The following is a 14,014-nucleotide window of genomic DNA, read 5'->3' on the forward strand; positions in this document are numbered from 1 at the left end:
ACAGCCCGTGTAGCTCAGTTGGTAGAGCAGCGCACTCGTAACGCGAAGGTCGCAGGTTCGATTCCTGTCTCGGGCAAAAAGGCACCACAGTTTTCAGATGATCCCAGAATGGTTCTGAAGGCCAGACGAACCGGTATTCGTGCCCGTTCTTTTGTATCTGCGCAACCTTGATGACCCAGATGCATCCCCATTCCTTCGATCTAAGAGAACGACATGACCACGACAGAAATGACCCAGGAAGTGCGGCACGCAGAAGCCCTCAAGAAATACCTCGAGGAGTCGGCGCAGCTTAAGGAAGAGATCAAGGACCTGAGCGCTGATGATCAGCGCGACCAGATCCAGTGGGCATTCGAGGACGAGGCCGAGAGCCAGGGCTTCCAGCCTTGGGAACTGACCCTCAAGTACACCTGCACAGCGGAAGAATTCGAAGCTGCGCGCCTGGCCCTGCACAAAGAGGCGGCCGAGGTGCTGGGTGTCGAGTGGGAAGAGTATTGCGAGATGAACAATCTGGTGGTTTAGAAGCTACGGCAGGTTTCAAGCTGCAAGTGTCGCCAGGCGCCCTTGCAGCTTGAAGTTTGCAGCGACTCAGATACTGAGCCGCATCGACAGATCCACCGCCTTCACATCCTTGGTCATCGCGCCGATAGAGATGTAGTCCACGCCGGTCTCGGCAATGGGCAGCAAAGTGCTTTCGTTGATCCCGCCACTGGCTTCCAGCTTGGCCTTGCCGCCGTTCAAGCGCACGGCTTCGCGCATGTCGTCCAGGCTCAACTCATCCAGCATGATGATGTCGGCACCTGCCGCCAGGGCCTCGCGTAACTCCTCCAGGCTTTCCACTTCGACTTCCACCGGCTTGCCCGGGGCGATCTTGTGGGCGGCAGTAATGGCCTGTGCAATCCCCCCGCAGGCGGCGATATGGTTTTCCTTGATCAGGAACGCGTCATACAGACCGATGCGGTGATTGTGGCAACCGCCGCAGGTCACCGCGTACTTTTGCGCCAGGCGCAGCCCCGGCAGAGTCTTGCGGGTGTCCAGCAGCTTGACCTGGGTGGTGGCGACAAAGTCCGCCAGGTACTGCGCGCGGGTGGCCACGCCTGACAACAGTTGCAGGAAATTCAGCGCGCTGCGTTCGCCGGTCAGCAATGAGCGGGCAGGGCCTTCGAGGTGGAACAGCGCCTGGTTGGGGCTGACGCGTTCACCGTCGCGTACCTGCCAATGCACGGCAACCCGTGGGTCCAACTGGCGGAACACGGCATCGACCCAGGCGGTGCCACTGATAACCGCAGCATCACGGGTGATGATCGTGGCCTTGGCCAGGCGTTCGGCCGGGATCAGTTGCGCGGTGATATCGCCGCTGCCGATATCTTCCAGCAGTGCGCGGCGCACGTTGGCTTCGATTTCGGCGGTGAGGTCGGCGAGGCGTAGATTCGGCATAGCGGGCTCCACATACAAAGTGCCTCGATTATAGGGGCATGGCAGCGCCGAACCCAAGGTATGCCGGCATAACCTGGCTGATTACAAAGCCCGTACAGAGTTTGCTGGCGCTACAGGGTCTATTTGCAAGATAATCTCGCGCCTTGCAATTGGCGTCATAGCTTTGACGTCTCGGTGATCTACAAATAATCGTGGTAGCCCCCGGTATTCCATCGGTGGTTGTGGCGATCGTTCACAAAACCGAACCCCGTCGCTCCAGGAGGCCAGCATGCACAATGACGCAAAGGTGGTGCCGATCAACAGGATCGCCGCACAAGCGATGCCGTCGCCGCTCGCCCGCCTGCCTGTGATTGTGCTGCAGGTGCGTGACAAGGCCACGCAGCAACTCGACCGGGGGCTGCAGGAGTTGTTCGATAACGCCGACGACACTCTGTTCGAGATGGCCGACAAAGCCCGCAGCAGCGCCGACCACAATATTTTTTTTGAAGCCATGCGCGACCTGCGCCTCAAGCGCAAGAACTTCGAGCGCATGTTCATGGAACAGCTCTTCGACGCATTTGCCAACCTGGGGCAGGCCGGGCAAGGCGAGTTGCTGCTGCCGACGGTCTCCTACGAAGCAGCGCCCGGCGCGTGCGCCGATGACCTGGAAAAAGCCGTGGCCCTGGAGGCCATGCTCGACAAGGTCATGCACCGTGACGGCCTGGCCCTGGGGCAACTGACCGCCCGCCTCGGTGCGCTGCTGGGCAAGCACCTCGACGATCGGGAAAACCCCCTGGGCCCGGCGATGCTCTGCGAGTACTTCCTGCGGGCCGGGCGCAGCCTGGGGGTGGAGATCCGGGTCAAGCTGATCATTTTGAAACTGTTTGAAAAATACGTGCTCAGCGATGCCGACCTGCTGTACGGCGAGGCCAATCAGTTACTGGTGGCCACGGGTGTGCTGCCCGAGCTCAAGGCCGTACCCTCACGACGTCCCGGCGAACGTGCCAGCCGGGTCCGCCCGCCGGCGGAGGTAGCTCCGGCTGCCGACGCCCAGGCCGACGAGGGTGAGCAGCAAGTGTTCGCGGCCCTGCAGGAACTGTTGCTGACAGTGCGCGGCAGCGTCGCCCCGACCCTGGAGGCCAGCGCCCAGGCCCAGCCTATTTCCACCCGCGACCTGCTGCGTCTGCTCTCCCACTTACAGCAATATGTGCCAGACCCTGCGGTCGAGGACGATTTTGACCTGCGCCGCCAGTTGGAAGAACTGCTGACCCGGGTCAGCGTCAAGAGTGGCAAGTCGCGGGTGGTGGAGGATGCCGACGAGGACGTGATCAACCTGATCGCCATGTTGTTCGAGTTCATTCTCGACGACCGTACCTTGCCCGACTCCCTCAAGGCGTTGATTGTGCGCCTGCAGATTCCCATGTTGAAAGTGGCCGTGCTGGACAAAAGTTTTTTCAGCCGTGGCAGCCACCCGGCGCGGCGCCTGCTCAATGAAATCGGCACGGCCGCCTTGGGCTGGGGCAAGCGTGATGACTATCAGCGTGACAGTCTTTATGTGCGCATCGAGCAGGTGGTGCAGCGCCTGTTGAACGACTTTGTCGATGACCCGGCGATTTTCGCCGTACTTCTGCAGGAGTTCACCGCGTTTACCCAGGACGAGCGCCGCCGCAGTGAGCTGCTCGAACAGCGTACCCGCGACGCCGAAGAAGGGCGCGCCCGCACCGAACAGGCGCGGCAGCGGGTCGCCGATGCGGTGAATCAACGGTTGCGGGGCAAGGTCTTGCCGCACTTCGTGGTGCAGTTCCTGCAGCAGGCCTGGAGCCAGGTGTTGTTGCTCGAATGCCTCAAGCACGAGCAACCCTCGCCGCAGTGGCAGGCGCGGCTGCGGGTCATGGACGAATTGATCTGGAGTGTCGGCCTGAGTGAAGACACCGAAGCCGGCCGCCGCCTGCTGGAACAATTGCCCGCGTTGCTCAAGGCCCTGCGTGAGGGGCTGAGCGAGGCGGCGTTTGATTCCTTTGTGACCCGTGAGTTTTTTATCCAGTTGCAGGCCCTGCATACCCAGGCGTTCCAGGGGGCGGCGCTTCCCAATGTGACGCTGATCGAAGTGCGCGAAAACTCAGGCGCTGCGCCGCCGGTGGAGGCGGTCAGGCTGGCAGAGGACGATCCCGATCTGCTCAAGGTCCGGCAATTGCGCATCGGCAGTTGGGTCGAGTTCCGTGAAGATGAGGAAAACACCCTGCGCTGCAAGCTGACGGCGATCATTGCCCCGGCCAACAGCTATATATTTGTCAATCGCACTGGCCTCAAGGTCCTGGAAAAAACCTGCACGGAGCTGGCCCTGGAGTTCAAGCGTGGCGGGGTCCGCACCCTGGATGATGCACTGCTGTTCGACCGCGCGCTGGCGTCGGTGATTGGCAGCTTGCGCCAACTCAATCGCGCCAAGTGATCGCAACCACCCTGCGGATCACGGCATACTGAGCGCTCCCAAGTCGTGCGCAAGGAACCTGTATGCAGTTGGACCCCGCCAGCGGTTGGTGCCAGGGCATTGCCCATTGCCCGTCGCCCAACTTCAATGAACGCCCAGGCGGCGAGATTTCCCTGTTGGTGGTGCACAACATCAGCTTGCCACCGGCCCAGTTCGCCACGGGCAAAGTGCAGGCGTTTTTCCAGAATCGTCTGGATGTCACGGAACATCCCTACTTTGCAGGCATCGCTGACCTACGGGTATCCGCGCATTTTCTGATTGAGCGTGATGGTACGGTGACGCAATTTGTCTCCTGCCGGGACCGTGCCTGGCATGCTGGCGTCTCCTGTTTCGAGGGGCGCGAGACCTGCAATGACTTTTCCCTGGGGATCGAGCTTGAAGGGACCGACGACCAACCCTTTACCGACGCCCAGTACCATTCCCTGATCGAACTGAGTCGCCAATTGCTGGCCGCCTACCCGGGCATCACGCACCAGCGCATTTGCGGTCATAGTGACATCGCCCCAGGACGCAAGACCGATCCTGGACCGGCTTTTGATTGGGCGCGTTTTCGCGGCGCCTTGCAGGATGGAGGACATGCACAATGAGTTTCCTGGTGTTGGTGCTGGCAGTGTGGATCGAGAAGTTCTCGGCCTTGCGTCAGCGGGTACAGCGTGATGGCCGTTGGCTGCGCCAACTGGCGCGGCTTGAGTCGAGCGCGCGGCTGGGCAAACAACCCTGGCTGATCCTGGCGCTGCTGGTGTTGCTGCCGGTGGCATTGCTGGGGCTGTTACTGCTGGTCCTGGAGCCGCTGGCCTATGGTTTGCTAGCGCTGCCGGTGCACCTGTTGGTGGTGATCTACAGCCTGGGCCGCGGCGATTTGCTGGGCCAGTTGGGGCCGTTTCGCGATGCCTGGCGCCGGGGTGACTTGCAAGCCGCTGAACACGTTGCCGAACGTGACCTGGGCATTGGCGCCGACAGCGGCGAGCAACTGCTGGAGCGGGTCCAGGGCCATTTGCTGTGGCAGGCCTATCAGAGTTTTTTTGCGGTGATTTTCTGGTACTTCCTCCTCGGCCCGGTGGTGGCCCTGGCCTACCGCCTGTTGGCCCTGGCCAGTGAACACGGGCAGAACCCGCTGGTGGTCGAGCGCGCCGGGCAATTGCGCCATGCGTTCGACTGGTTGCCGGTGCGGTTGCTGGCGGCGAGCTTTGCCTTGGTCGGCAATTTTGTCGCGGTCAGCCGGGTAATGCTGCATGAACTGTTGAACTGGGATATCAGTGCGGCGCAGTTGGTGGAAAAGGTTGGCCTGGTGGCCGGCGAAATTCCTGCGCCGGTGGTCGGTGCCGAAGGGATCAACAGCCTGGATCGGTTGTGGGAACTGCTGCTGCGAGCGGCCGTGTTGTGGTACGCCGGGTTTGCGATCTGGACCGTCCTGCCCTGAAAAACACCTCTTGTGGGAGCGGGCTTGTGTGGGAGCGGGCTTGCCCGCGATGCGGTGTAGCAGTCAAAAAATCCGGTACTGACACACCGCTCCCACACAAGCCCGCTCCCACAAAGAGCCCGTAATGGCTTCAAAAATCGGTCGGCCGCCAGGCCCCGCCGATCGCGTTAACCTTAAGTTACAAAACTTCCCGCCGATTTAAGCTATACAGACAGCGCGCCCAATAGTGGCTTTCTGCCGCTGCCCTGCGCCTTCAATAAAAATAAAAGAAAAGGGAGTTCATCTGTGAAGAGCTTGCTCTATCCCGCCATCGCGCTGATGAATCGCCTGAGCTTCGGCATGAAGTTCAGCCTGATCAGTGTGTTGTTTTTCCTGCCCATGCTGGTGACCAACTATTACCTGGTCCGCGATTCCTGGCGTGAGTTCCAGGGCACGCAGGTTGAGTTGCAGAGCCTGGACCTGTTGGGCAGCAGCCTGATCCTGCGGCGCGACCTGGAAACCCTGAACAATCAGGTGCAGATCAACGCCACCCTTGGGCAGGCGGGCAAGGCGGGGGATATCGAAAGTCAAATCAGCGCTTTGGAGCAGCGCGTACTGGAGCGTCTGCAAGGTTTCCAGGCGATGACGACCGATCCCGAGCAGGTCGCGGTGTTCGAGGGCAAGCGCGATGAGATGATTGCGGCCTTCAAGGCCCAGCAAAGCGAGTCTTCACTGCTGAGCAAAAGTGCCTTGATCGGCAAGTTGCTGAACAAGGCGCAGATGTTCAGCCAGATCATTGCCAGCCAGTCGGGGTTGAGTCGTGATGTCCAGGGCGACGTGCGCCAACTCAGCGAACTGATTACCAGCGTCACTCCGCAAGTCACCCAGACCCTGGGCGAAGGCCGGGCCATGGGCGCATATTCCCTGGGCCAGGGTTTTCTCAACTCATCGTCCAGCACGCGTTTTGACGAACTGCTGCAGCAACTGGAAAAACTCCAGGCGGAATACGGTTTGAAAGTGCAGGACGCCCTGGGCTCCAGCAAGGCCGCCCATGGTTCACTGGATGCCTTGGCCCAAGCCAGCCAGGCCAGCCTCAAGCAGGGCAGCGAGCTGTTTGAAGAGCAGGTGGTGATGGCCGAAACCCTGGAGGCGCCGTGGCAGACCTTCTATGACGAAGTGACGGCCTTGATGGCCAAGACCTATCAACTGGACGACGCGACCCTGTCCTTCCTCGACCAGCAACTGCAGCAGCGCCTGGCCCAGAACCGTACGCACATGGTGCTGCTGGTCACAGCGCTGGCGGCGGTGTTCTTGTTGATTTTCTATCTGTACGGCGGCTTCTACGCCTCGACCCGCACCACCCTGCGCCACCTGGGGGCAATGATGGATAAGGTCGCTGCCGGGGACATGACTGTCAGCTTCAAGTCCCAGAGTCGCGATGAGCTGGGTGAATTGGGCGAAGTGTTCAATGGCACCGTGGCGAAAATCCACGACCTGATCGAGCGGGTAGGGCAGACCGTCCAGGAGGTCGAGCATCAGGCCGGACAAGTGGAGTCGGTGTCGGCGCGCAGCAATCAGGCGGTGTCGGGCCAGCGCAGCCAGATCGAGCAGGTGGCGACGGCCATGAACCAGATGTCGGCGACTGCCCATGAAGTGGCGCGCAGTGCCGCGGCGGCTGTCAGCAGTGCCCATAGCGTCAACGATGAAACCCTTAACGGGCGTGGCCTGGTGCAATCCCAGCAGGGCAGCATCGCGCTACTGGCATCGGAGATCGACCAGTCAGTGCTGGTGATCAACCAACTGGCCATCGACAGTCAATCCATCAGCAGCGTGCTGGAAGTGATCAAGAGCATCGCCGAACAAACCAACCTGCTGGCCCTGAACGCGGCCATCGAGGCGGCGCGGGCGGGGGAGCAGGGGCGTGGGTTTGCCGTGGTGGCCGATGAGGTGCGCACCCTGGCCCGGCGCACCCAGCACTCCACCGAAGAAATCGAGCAGATGATCGCCAAGTTGCACCAAGGCGTCGGCGCGGCCGTGAAGGCCATGGGCAGCAGCCATAAAATGGCCAGCGGCACGGTCGGGCAGTCGGAACAGGTCCAGTTGGCCCTGGAAAATATCCTCGGTGCGGTGGGCATGATCGTCGATCAGAACCAGCAAATCGCGGCGGCGGTGGAGCAGCAGACGGCGGTGGCCCACGACATCGACCAGAATATCGTCGAGATCAATCGGGCTGGCGAGCACGCGGCCCAGGGCGCGCACCAGACCGAAGAGGCCAGCCGGCAATTGTCCTTGCAGGTGATTGAGTTGAAAAAGCTGATCGGTGCCTTCCGCGTGTAAGACTTGGTTGTAGGCTTTATCCCTTTGCTATGTGGTGCATGTCCTGTTTTCCCGCGTGAGCTTTTTTTGCGCTGGGATTGGGTGAGAATTTGTTTCACCCCATCCAGCGCTTCCGGGAGGCAGGGCCATGACCGCGACAACTCCAGGCGTGAAAGGGCATTGCGCCCATTGCGATATCACCTTTGTGCTCAAGCCCTGGCAGCTCAATGCCATTGCACTCAACGAGCCCTTTGATTGCCCGTATTGCCACAAAGTCCTGCTGCTCAATTGCCCCAGGCAACTGCGTCAGTTGAAGTCCCTGGACAACCTGGCCCTGCTGCGCCCGAGCATGCTGGTGCTGACCTGCGTGGCCTTGTTGGTGGCCCTGGTGGTCGAGTGGGTCGGCTTGATCAGCAAGATCGGGCAATTGAATGTGTCGCTGGTGGCGATCCTGATTCACTTCCTGACCCTGCGCCACGCCCGCCACCGGCATCGCATGACCCTGACGCTAGAGGCGGTCAACCCCGTTATCGACGGGCCAGTGGAACACTTCGCAGGCGTTGCGGGTGCTCGCTTCGGCCAGCGCTGAAGGGCTGATGCCCATCAGTTCGGCCAGGGCGCTGCAGATGGCCGGCAGGTGTTGCGGGCTATTGCGTTGGCCGGGGTACATGGCGGGCGCCATGTCCGGCGAGTCGGTTTCCAGCACCACTGATTCCAGCGGCAGTTGGGCGATGACCTTGTGCATGCGCAGGGCCTGAGGCCAGGTTGGCGCGCCGCCCAGGCCCAGCTTGAACCCCAGCTTGATGTATTCGCGGGCTTCTTCGCGGCTGCCGGCGAAGGCATGGATGATCCCGCCCCGGGGCAGGCGAATGCGCTTGAGGGTGGCGATAACGGCCGCATGGCTGCGCCGCACATGCAGCAGCGCCGGCAACTGGAAGTCCACGGCCAACTGCAACTGGGCTTCAAACAGGGATTGCTGGCGTTCGCGGTCCAGGTGCGCCAGGAAGTAGTCCAGGCCGATTTCACCCACGGCGCAGAGCTGGCGATGGCCCTTGAGGCGGGTCAGCCAGTCGCCCAACTCGATCAGGTCTGCGGGGCGATGCTCATCCAGGTACACCGGGTGCAGGCCGAAGGCCCCGTGCAGGTCCGGGTCCTGTTGTGCCAGGTCCCATAGCCGCTGCCAATTGCGCTGGTACACCCCCAGCACCACCATGCGTCGTACGCCGAGCTGGCGACTGTGCCTGAGCACCTCGTCGCGATCAGCGTCGAAGTCCTCGAAGTCGAGGTGGGTGTGGCTGTCGATCAGCTCCACGCCTACGCCTCGTGAATCCGCTGCTTGAAGGTCCGGCCAATGGCATGCACACCCGGCTGGTAGTGTTGCTCTTCAATCGCCGCGAGTGCCAGGCGCAGGGCCGTCTCGGCGATCAGCGCGTGCTGCTGGGCCATGGCGTTGACCGGCAGCGGCAGGAAGTCCAGCAACTGGGTGTCACCAAAAGTGCCCAGGCGCAGCGGCCGGGATTTGAGCGGGAAGTCATGCAGCGCGTCAAACACCCCTTGCAGCAGGACGTAGGAAGTCGTCACCAATGCATCGGGTAAATGCCCCAGGCGTTGCAGGAGTTCTTCCATCAACTGGCGACCGCAGTCGCGGCTGAAGGCTTCGCCGTGCTCGACCAGCACATCACCTTTGAAGTCTTCAAGTGCTTGCTGGAAACCCGCCGCGCGCTCCTGGCTGATGCTCAGCTCGGGGCGGGCACCGATCAGGACGATCTGCCGGGGCAGGGGTTGCAGCAGGCTGCTGGTCAATTGCTGGCAGGCCTGGCGGTCATCGCTGACCACCGAGCAGAACTGCTCGGCGTCCATCACCCGGTCGATGGCAATCACCGGCAGGCCCTTGGCTTGCAGCTCGCGATAGCTGTCATCGCTGGCGGGCAGGCAACTGGCGACGAACAGTGCATCGCAACGCCGCGCGCGGAACAGTTGCAGCAACTGGCGCTCGCTGTTGGCATCGTCGTCGGAACTGGCGATCAGCAACTGATAGCCACGGGCCCGTGCGCCTTGTTCCAACAGCTTGGCGATCCGTGCATAACTGGGGTTTTCCAGGTCCGGCAGGATAAAGCCCAAGGTACGCGTGTGCCGGCTGCGCAATCCGGCGGCCTGGGGGTTGGGGGTAAAGCCGTGCTCCTCGACCACCGCCCGCACCCGTTCCACGGTGGCGCTGCTGATCCGTTGCTGTGCGGCCTTGCCATTGATGACGTAGCTGGCGGTGGTCACGGACACACCGGCTAAGCGTGCAATATCACTGAGTTTCAAACCGGGATTTCCTTGTTTTTTAGAGCTTGCCCCGACATTTTGTCCAATCGTAACCGATTCCTGCACGCGACCATTGTCGCAACTCAAGCGCCGAGCGGTGCTTCAAGGATGCAGAATTACCCAGTAATCTGCCATAAATTCTAGATTAAACGTTTCAGCAGGCGTATTTTTACGATGATCGCTGCTGAGTGCCTACTGCCAATTGACCACTCAGTCAGTTATTTTTGCACGGTTTAATCAAAACAATACCTAGTGCGCACCCCGCACTAACTAGGAGAAAGGCATGCTTGAGCTCACCGTAGAGCAGATATCCATGGGCCAGATGGCTGTGGATAAGTCTGCTGCCTTGCAACTGCTCGCCGAAAAACTGGTGGCCGATGGCCTGGTCGCCGAGGGTTACCTGAGCGGCCTGCAAGCCCGTGAAGCGCAAGGCTCGACCTTCCTTGGCCAAGGTATTGCGATCCCCCACGGCACTCCCGAAACCCGCGACCAGGTATTCGCCACCGGCGTGCGCCTGCTGCAATTTCCCCAAGGCGTGGATTGGGGCGATGGCCAGATCGTCTACCTGGCGATTGGCATCGCGGCCAAATCCGATGAACACCTGCGCCTGCTGCAACTGCTGACCCGCGCCCTCGGTGAAACCGACCTGGGCCAGGCGCTGTGCCGCGCCACCTCGGCCGACGCCTTGCTCAAACTGCTGCAGGGTGCGCCCCAGGAGCTGGCGCTGGATGCACAGATGATCGGCCTGGGCGTGTCCGCCGACGATTTTGAAGAACTGGTGTGGCGCGGCGCGCGCCTGTTGCGCCAGGCCGATTGCGTGAGCAATGGCTTTGCTGCCGTGTTGCAGCAAGTCGATGCATTACCCCTGGGTGATGGCCTGTGGTGGCTGCACAGTGAACAAACGGTCAAGCGCCCGGGCCTGGCCTTTGTCACCCCGGACAAACCCATGCGCTACTTGGGCCAGCCATTGAGCGGCCTGTTCTGCCTGGCCAGCCTCGGTGAGGCCCACCAGGCCCTGCTTGAGCGCCTGTGCGCCTTGCTGATTGAAGGGCGCGGCCAGGAACTGGGGCGTGCCACCAGCAGCCGGGCGGTCCTCGAAGTACTGGGTGGCGAACTGCCCGCCGATTGGCCCAGCGCACGCATTGCCCTGGCCAATGCCCACGGCCTGCATGCGCGGCCGGCCAAGGCACTGGCGCAACTGGCGAAGGGCTTCGACGGCGAGATCCGCGTGCGAATCGTCGACGGGCAGGGCGGCGCAGTGTCGGTCAAGAGCTTGAGTAAGCTGCTCAGCCTCGGCGCCCGCCGTGGTCAGGTGCTGGAGTTTGTCGCCGAGCCGGCGATTGCCGACGATGCGCTGCCGGCGTTGTTGGCGGCTGTGCAAGCGGGGCTTGGTGAAGACGTCGAGCCGCTGCCGGCCGTCAGCGCACGGGTTGAAGTCATCGAGGCCGAACCACCGCTCAGTGCGCCACTCTCCGGCAGCCTGATTCAGGCAATCCCTGCGGCACCGGGGATCGCCATCGGTCCGGCCCATATCCAAGTGTTGCAGCCTTTCGATTATCCACTGCGGGGCGAGTCGGCCAGCGCCGAGCGCGAGCGCCTATCCGCTGCGCTGCGTGATGTGCGCCACGATATCCAGGGCTTGATCGAGCGCAGCACGTCCAAGGCGATCCGCGAGATTTTCATCACCCACCAGGAAATGCTCGACGACCCGGAACTGACCGACGAAGTCGACACCCGCCTCAAGCAAGGCGAAAGCGCCGAAGCGGCGTGGATGAGCGTGATCGAAGCGGCCGCCAAACAGCAGGAGTCCTTGCAGGACGCGTTGCTCGCCGAACGCGCCGCCGACCTTCGGGATATCGGCCGGCGGGTGCTGGCGCAACTGTGTGGCATCGACACCCCGCAGGAGCCCGACGAACCTTACATTCTGGTGATGGATGAGGTCGGCCCGTCGGATGTGGCGCGCCTCGACCCGACGCGCGTGGCGGGGATCCTCACCGCACGCGGGGGGGCCACCGCCCACAGTGCCATCGTCGCCCGCGCCCTGGGGATTCCCGCATTGGTTGGCGCGGGGCCGGCGGTCTTGCTGCTGGCCTCGGGCACGCCACTGTTGCTCGACGGCCAGCGTGGGCGCCTGCATGTGGATGCCGATGCCGGCACCTTGCAGCGCGCCACGCAGGAGCGCGACACCCGCGAACAACGCCTGCAGGCCGCCGCCGCCCAGCGCCATGAACCGGCCATAACCCGTGATGGGCATGCCGTGGAAGTGTTCGCCAATATCGGCGAAAGCGCAGGAGTGGCCGCGGCGGTCGAGCAGGGCGCCGAAGGCATTGGCCTGCTGCGTACCGAACTGATTTTCATGGCCCATTCCCAGGCCCCCGACGAAGCCACCCAGGAAGCCGAATACCGCCGGGTGCTCGACGGCCTGGCTGGGCGACCGCTGGTGGTGCGCACCCTGGATGTGGGCGGTGATAAACCCCTGCCTTACTGGCCGATTGCCAAAGAAGAAAACCCGTTCCTGGGTGTGCGCGGCATCCGCCTGACCCTGCAACGCCCGCAGATCATGGAAACCCAACTGCGTGCGCTGTTGCGTTCGGCGGACGGTCGCCCGCTGCGCATCATGTTTCCCATGGTCGGCAGCGTCGATGAGTGGCGCCAGGCCCGGGACATGACCGAGCGCCTGCGCGAGCAGATCCCGGTAGCGGACCTGCAACTGGGGATCATGATCGAAGTGCCTTCGGCGGCCTTGCTGGCGCCAGTACTGGCCAAGGAAGTGGACTTCTTCAGCATTGGCACCAATGACCTGACCCAGTACACCCTGGCCATCGACCGTGGGCATCCCACCCTGTCGGCCCAGGCTGACGGGCTGCACCCGGCGGTGCTGCAACTGATCGACATCACCGTGCGCGCCGCCCATGCCCATGGCAAATGGGTCGGGGTGTGCGGTGAACTGGCGGCCGACCCGCTGGCCGTGCCGGTGTTGGTCGGCCTTGGCGTCGACGAGTTGAGCGTGTCGGCCCGCAGCATTCCCGAGGTCAAGGCCCGGGTCCGTGAATTCACCCTGAGCGAGGCCCAGACCCTCGCACAAAACGCCTTGGCCGTGGGCTCTCCCGCGCAAGTGCGCGCCCTTGTGGAGGCTGTGTAAATGGCAAGGATTCTAAGCCTGACGCTGAACCCGGCGTTGGACCTGACCGTACAACTGGCGCGCCTGGAGCCCGGGGCGGTCAATCGTAGCCAGGCCATGCTGACCCATGCGGCGGGCAAGGGCGTGAATGTCGCCCAGGTGTTGGCGGACCTTGGCCATCAAGTGACGGTTGGCGGATTCCTGGGGGCAGACAATCCCCAGGCGTTCGACGCGTTGATTGCCCGTCGGGGTTTTGTCGATGCGTTTATTCGTGTGCCGGGGGAAACCCGCAGCAATATCAAAATCGCTGAGCACGACGGCCGGGTGACCGATATCAACGCCCCGGGGCCACAGGTCAGCGCGCAGGCGCAAGAGGCGATGCTTGAGCAGTTGACGCGGATTGCCCCCGGCCATGATGTGGTGGTGGTCGCTGGCAGTCTGCCCCGTGGGGTCAGCCCGCAGTGGCTGTACGCCTTGTTGCAGCACCTGAAAACCCTGGGTCTCAAAGTCGCCCTGGACACCAGCGGCGAGGCTTTGCGTGCCGGGTTGCAGGCCGCTCCCTGGTTGATCAAGCCCAACACCGAAGAACTGGCCGATGCGCTGGATTGCCCAGCCGACACGCCTGCGCAACAGGCCCAGGCGGCCAAGCGCCTGCATGCGCAAGGTGTGGAGCATGTGGTGGTGTCCCAGGGTGCCGAGGGGGTCAATTGGTTCACTGCAAACGGCGCGTTCCATGCCACGCCGCCCCGCGTCACCGTCGCCAGTACGGTGGGCGCGGGTGACTCGTTGCTGGCCGGCATGCTCCACGGTCTGCTGGTACAGGACAGCGCACATACGACCCTGGCGCGGGCCACGGCCATCGCCGCCATGGCCGTCACACAGATCGGTTTCGGCATCAGCGATGACGCGCACCTGGCGCGCCTCGAAAGCGGCGTGCAAGTACGCCCGCTGACAGAACAATAAGAGG

At 62.6% G+C, this 14,014-nt stretch carries 11 protein-coding genes and 1 tRNA gene; 9 read left to right on the forward strand and 3 right to left on the reverse strand.

What is annotated here, in order from left to right:
• Positions 1–3: 3 nt before the first annotated feature.
• Both HBR94_RS01415 and HBR94_RS01420 read left to right on the forward strand, forming a co-directional pair.
• Positions 4–76: transfer RNA gene (locus HBR94_RS01415), tRNA-Thr, on the forward strand.
• Positions 77–213: 137 nt separating this feature from the next.
• Positions 214–519 (forward strand): DUF6388 family protein, encoded by a 306-nt coding sequence (locus tag HBR94_RS01420; protein WP_057444407.1) that lies wholly within the window; start codon positions 214–216, stop codon positions 517–519.
• Between the two features lie 66 nt (positions 520–585).
• On the opposite strand, the gene nadC is transcribed toward HBR94_RS01420, so the two are convergent.
• Positions 586–1,434: a carboxylating nicotinate-nucleotide diphosphorylase gene (gene nadC / locus HBR94_RS01425; RefSeq protein ID WP_057958406.1), complete on the reverse strand. Its 849-nt coding sequence runs from the start codon at positions 1,432–1,434 to the stop codon at positions 586–588.
• Between the two features lie 268 nt (positions 1,435–1,702).
• Between nadC and HBR94_RS01430 the strand changes: the two genes are divergently transcribed.
• From HBR94_RS01430 to HBR94_RS01450, 5 genes are all read left to right on the forward strand, one after another.
• Positions 1,703–3,862 (forward strand): DUF1631 domain-containing protein, encoded by a 2,160-nt coding sequence (locus HBR94_RS01430; RefSeq protein WP_170044039.1) that lies wholly within the window; start codon positions 1,703–1,705, stop codon positions 3,860–3,862.
• Between the two features lie 62 nt (positions 3,863–3,924).
• Complete coding sequence (gene ampD, locus HBR94_RS01435; protein ID WP_128592790.1) at positions 3,925–4,488, forward strand: 1,6-anhydro-N-acetylmuramyl-L-alanine amidase AmpD; 564 nt, start codon at positions 3,925–3,927, stop codon at positions 4,486–4,488.
• Positions 4,485–5,321, forward strand: a complete 837-nt coding sequence (gene ampE / locus HBR94_RS01440; RefSeq protein ID WP_057441051.1) for a regulatory signaling modulator protein AmpE — start codon at positions 4,485–4,487, stop codon at positions 5,319–5,321. Before ampD ends, ampE begins: the two co-directional genes overlap by 4 nt.
• Before the next feature lie 285 nt (positions 5,322–5,606).
• Positions 5,607–7,637 carry a methyl-accepting chemotaxis protein gene (locus HBR94_RS01445; protein WP_057441048.1) on the forward strand — a complete coding sequence of 677 codons (2,031 nt, stop codon included), beginning with the start codon at positions 5,607–5,609 and terminating at the stop codon, positions 7,635–7,637.
• 127 nt (positions 7,638–7,764) lie between these two features.
• Positions 7,765–8,205 carry a hypothetical protein gene (locus HBR94_RS01450; protein ID WP_057958408.1) on the forward strand — a complete coding sequence of 147 codons (441 nt, stop codon included), beginning with the start codon at positions 7,765–7,767 and terminating at the stop codon, positions 8,203–8,205.
• On the opposite strand, the gene HBR94_RS01455 is transcribed toward HBR94_RS01450, so the two are convergent.
• Together HBR94_RS01455 and cra are read right to left on the reverse strand one after the other, a co-directional pair.
• Entirely contained in the window at positions 8,125–8,928 is an 804-nt protein-coding gene (locus tag HBR94_RS01455; protein ID WP_170044040.1) for a TatD family hydrolase, read from the reverse strand. The genes HBR94_RS01450 and HBR94_RS01455 overlap by 81 nt on opposite strands.
• A gap of 2 nt (positions 8,929–8,930) precedes the next feature.
• A complete protein-coding gene (gene cra, locus HBR94_RS01460; RefSeq protein ID WP_057444409.1) occupies positions 8,931–9,926 on the reverse strand; it encodes a catabolite repressor/activator in 996 nt (331 codons plus the stop codon).
• A gap of 283 nt (positions 9,927–10,209) precedes the next feature.
• On the opposite strand from cra, the gene ptsP reads away from it, so the two are divergent.
• Positions 10,210–13,068, forward strand: coding sequence for a phosphoenolpyruvate--protein phosphotransferase (ptsP, locus tag HBR94_RS01465; protein ID WP_170044041.1), 2,859 nt, complete (start codon positions 10,210–10,212; stop codon positions 13,066–13,068).
• On the forward strand, positions 13,069–14,010 hold the full coding sequence (gene pfkB, locus HBR94_RS01470) for a 1-phosphofructokinase (protein ID WP_057958412.1): 942 nt from the start codon (positions 13,069–13,071) through the stop codon (positions 14,008–14,010).
• The last annotated feature ends 4 nt before the right edge of the window (positions 14,011–14,014 follow it).

This window comes from Pseudomonas sp. WS 5412, from assembly GCF_012985615.1.
GTDB classification, from domain to species: domain Bacteria; phylum Pseudomonadota; class Gammaproteobacteria; order Pseudomonadales; family Pseudomonadaceae; genus Aquipseudomonas; species Aquipseudomonas shahriarae.

Excerpts from the sequence above, each read along its gene's own strand:
- ptsP (WP_170044041.1), top strand. The coding sequence starts at position 10,210 with ATGCTTGAGCTCACCGTAGAGCAGATATCCATGGGCCAGATGGCTGTG.
- pfkB (WP_057958412.1), top strand. The coding sequence starts at position 13,069 with ATGGCAAGGATTCTAAGCCTGACGCTGAACCCGGCGTTGGACCTGACC.
- HBR94_RS01450 (WP_057958408.1), top strand. The coding sequence starts at position 7,765 with ATGACCGCGACAACTCCAGGCGTGAAAGGGCATTGCGCCCATTGCGAT.
- ampD (WP_128592790.1), top strand. The coding sequence starts at position 3,925 with ATGCAGTTGGACCCCGCCAGCGGTTGGTGCCAGGGCATTGCCCATTGC.
- HBR94_RS01430 (WP_170044039.1), top strand. The coding sequence starts at position 1,703 with ATGCACAATGACGCAAAGGTGGTGCCGATCAACAGGATCGCCGCACAA.
- ampE (WP_057441051.1), top strand. The coding sequence starts at position 4,485 with ATGAGTTTCCTGGTGTTGGTGCTGGCAGTGTGGATCGAGAAGTTCTCG.
- nadC (WP_057958406.1), bottom strand. The coding sequence starts at position 1,434 with ATGCCGAATCTACGCCTCGCCGACCTCACCGCCGAAATCGAAGCCAAC.
- HBR94_RS01420 (WP_057444407.1), top strand. The coding sequence starts at position 214 with ATGACCACGACAGAAATGACCCAGGAAGTGCGGCACGCAGAAGCCCTC.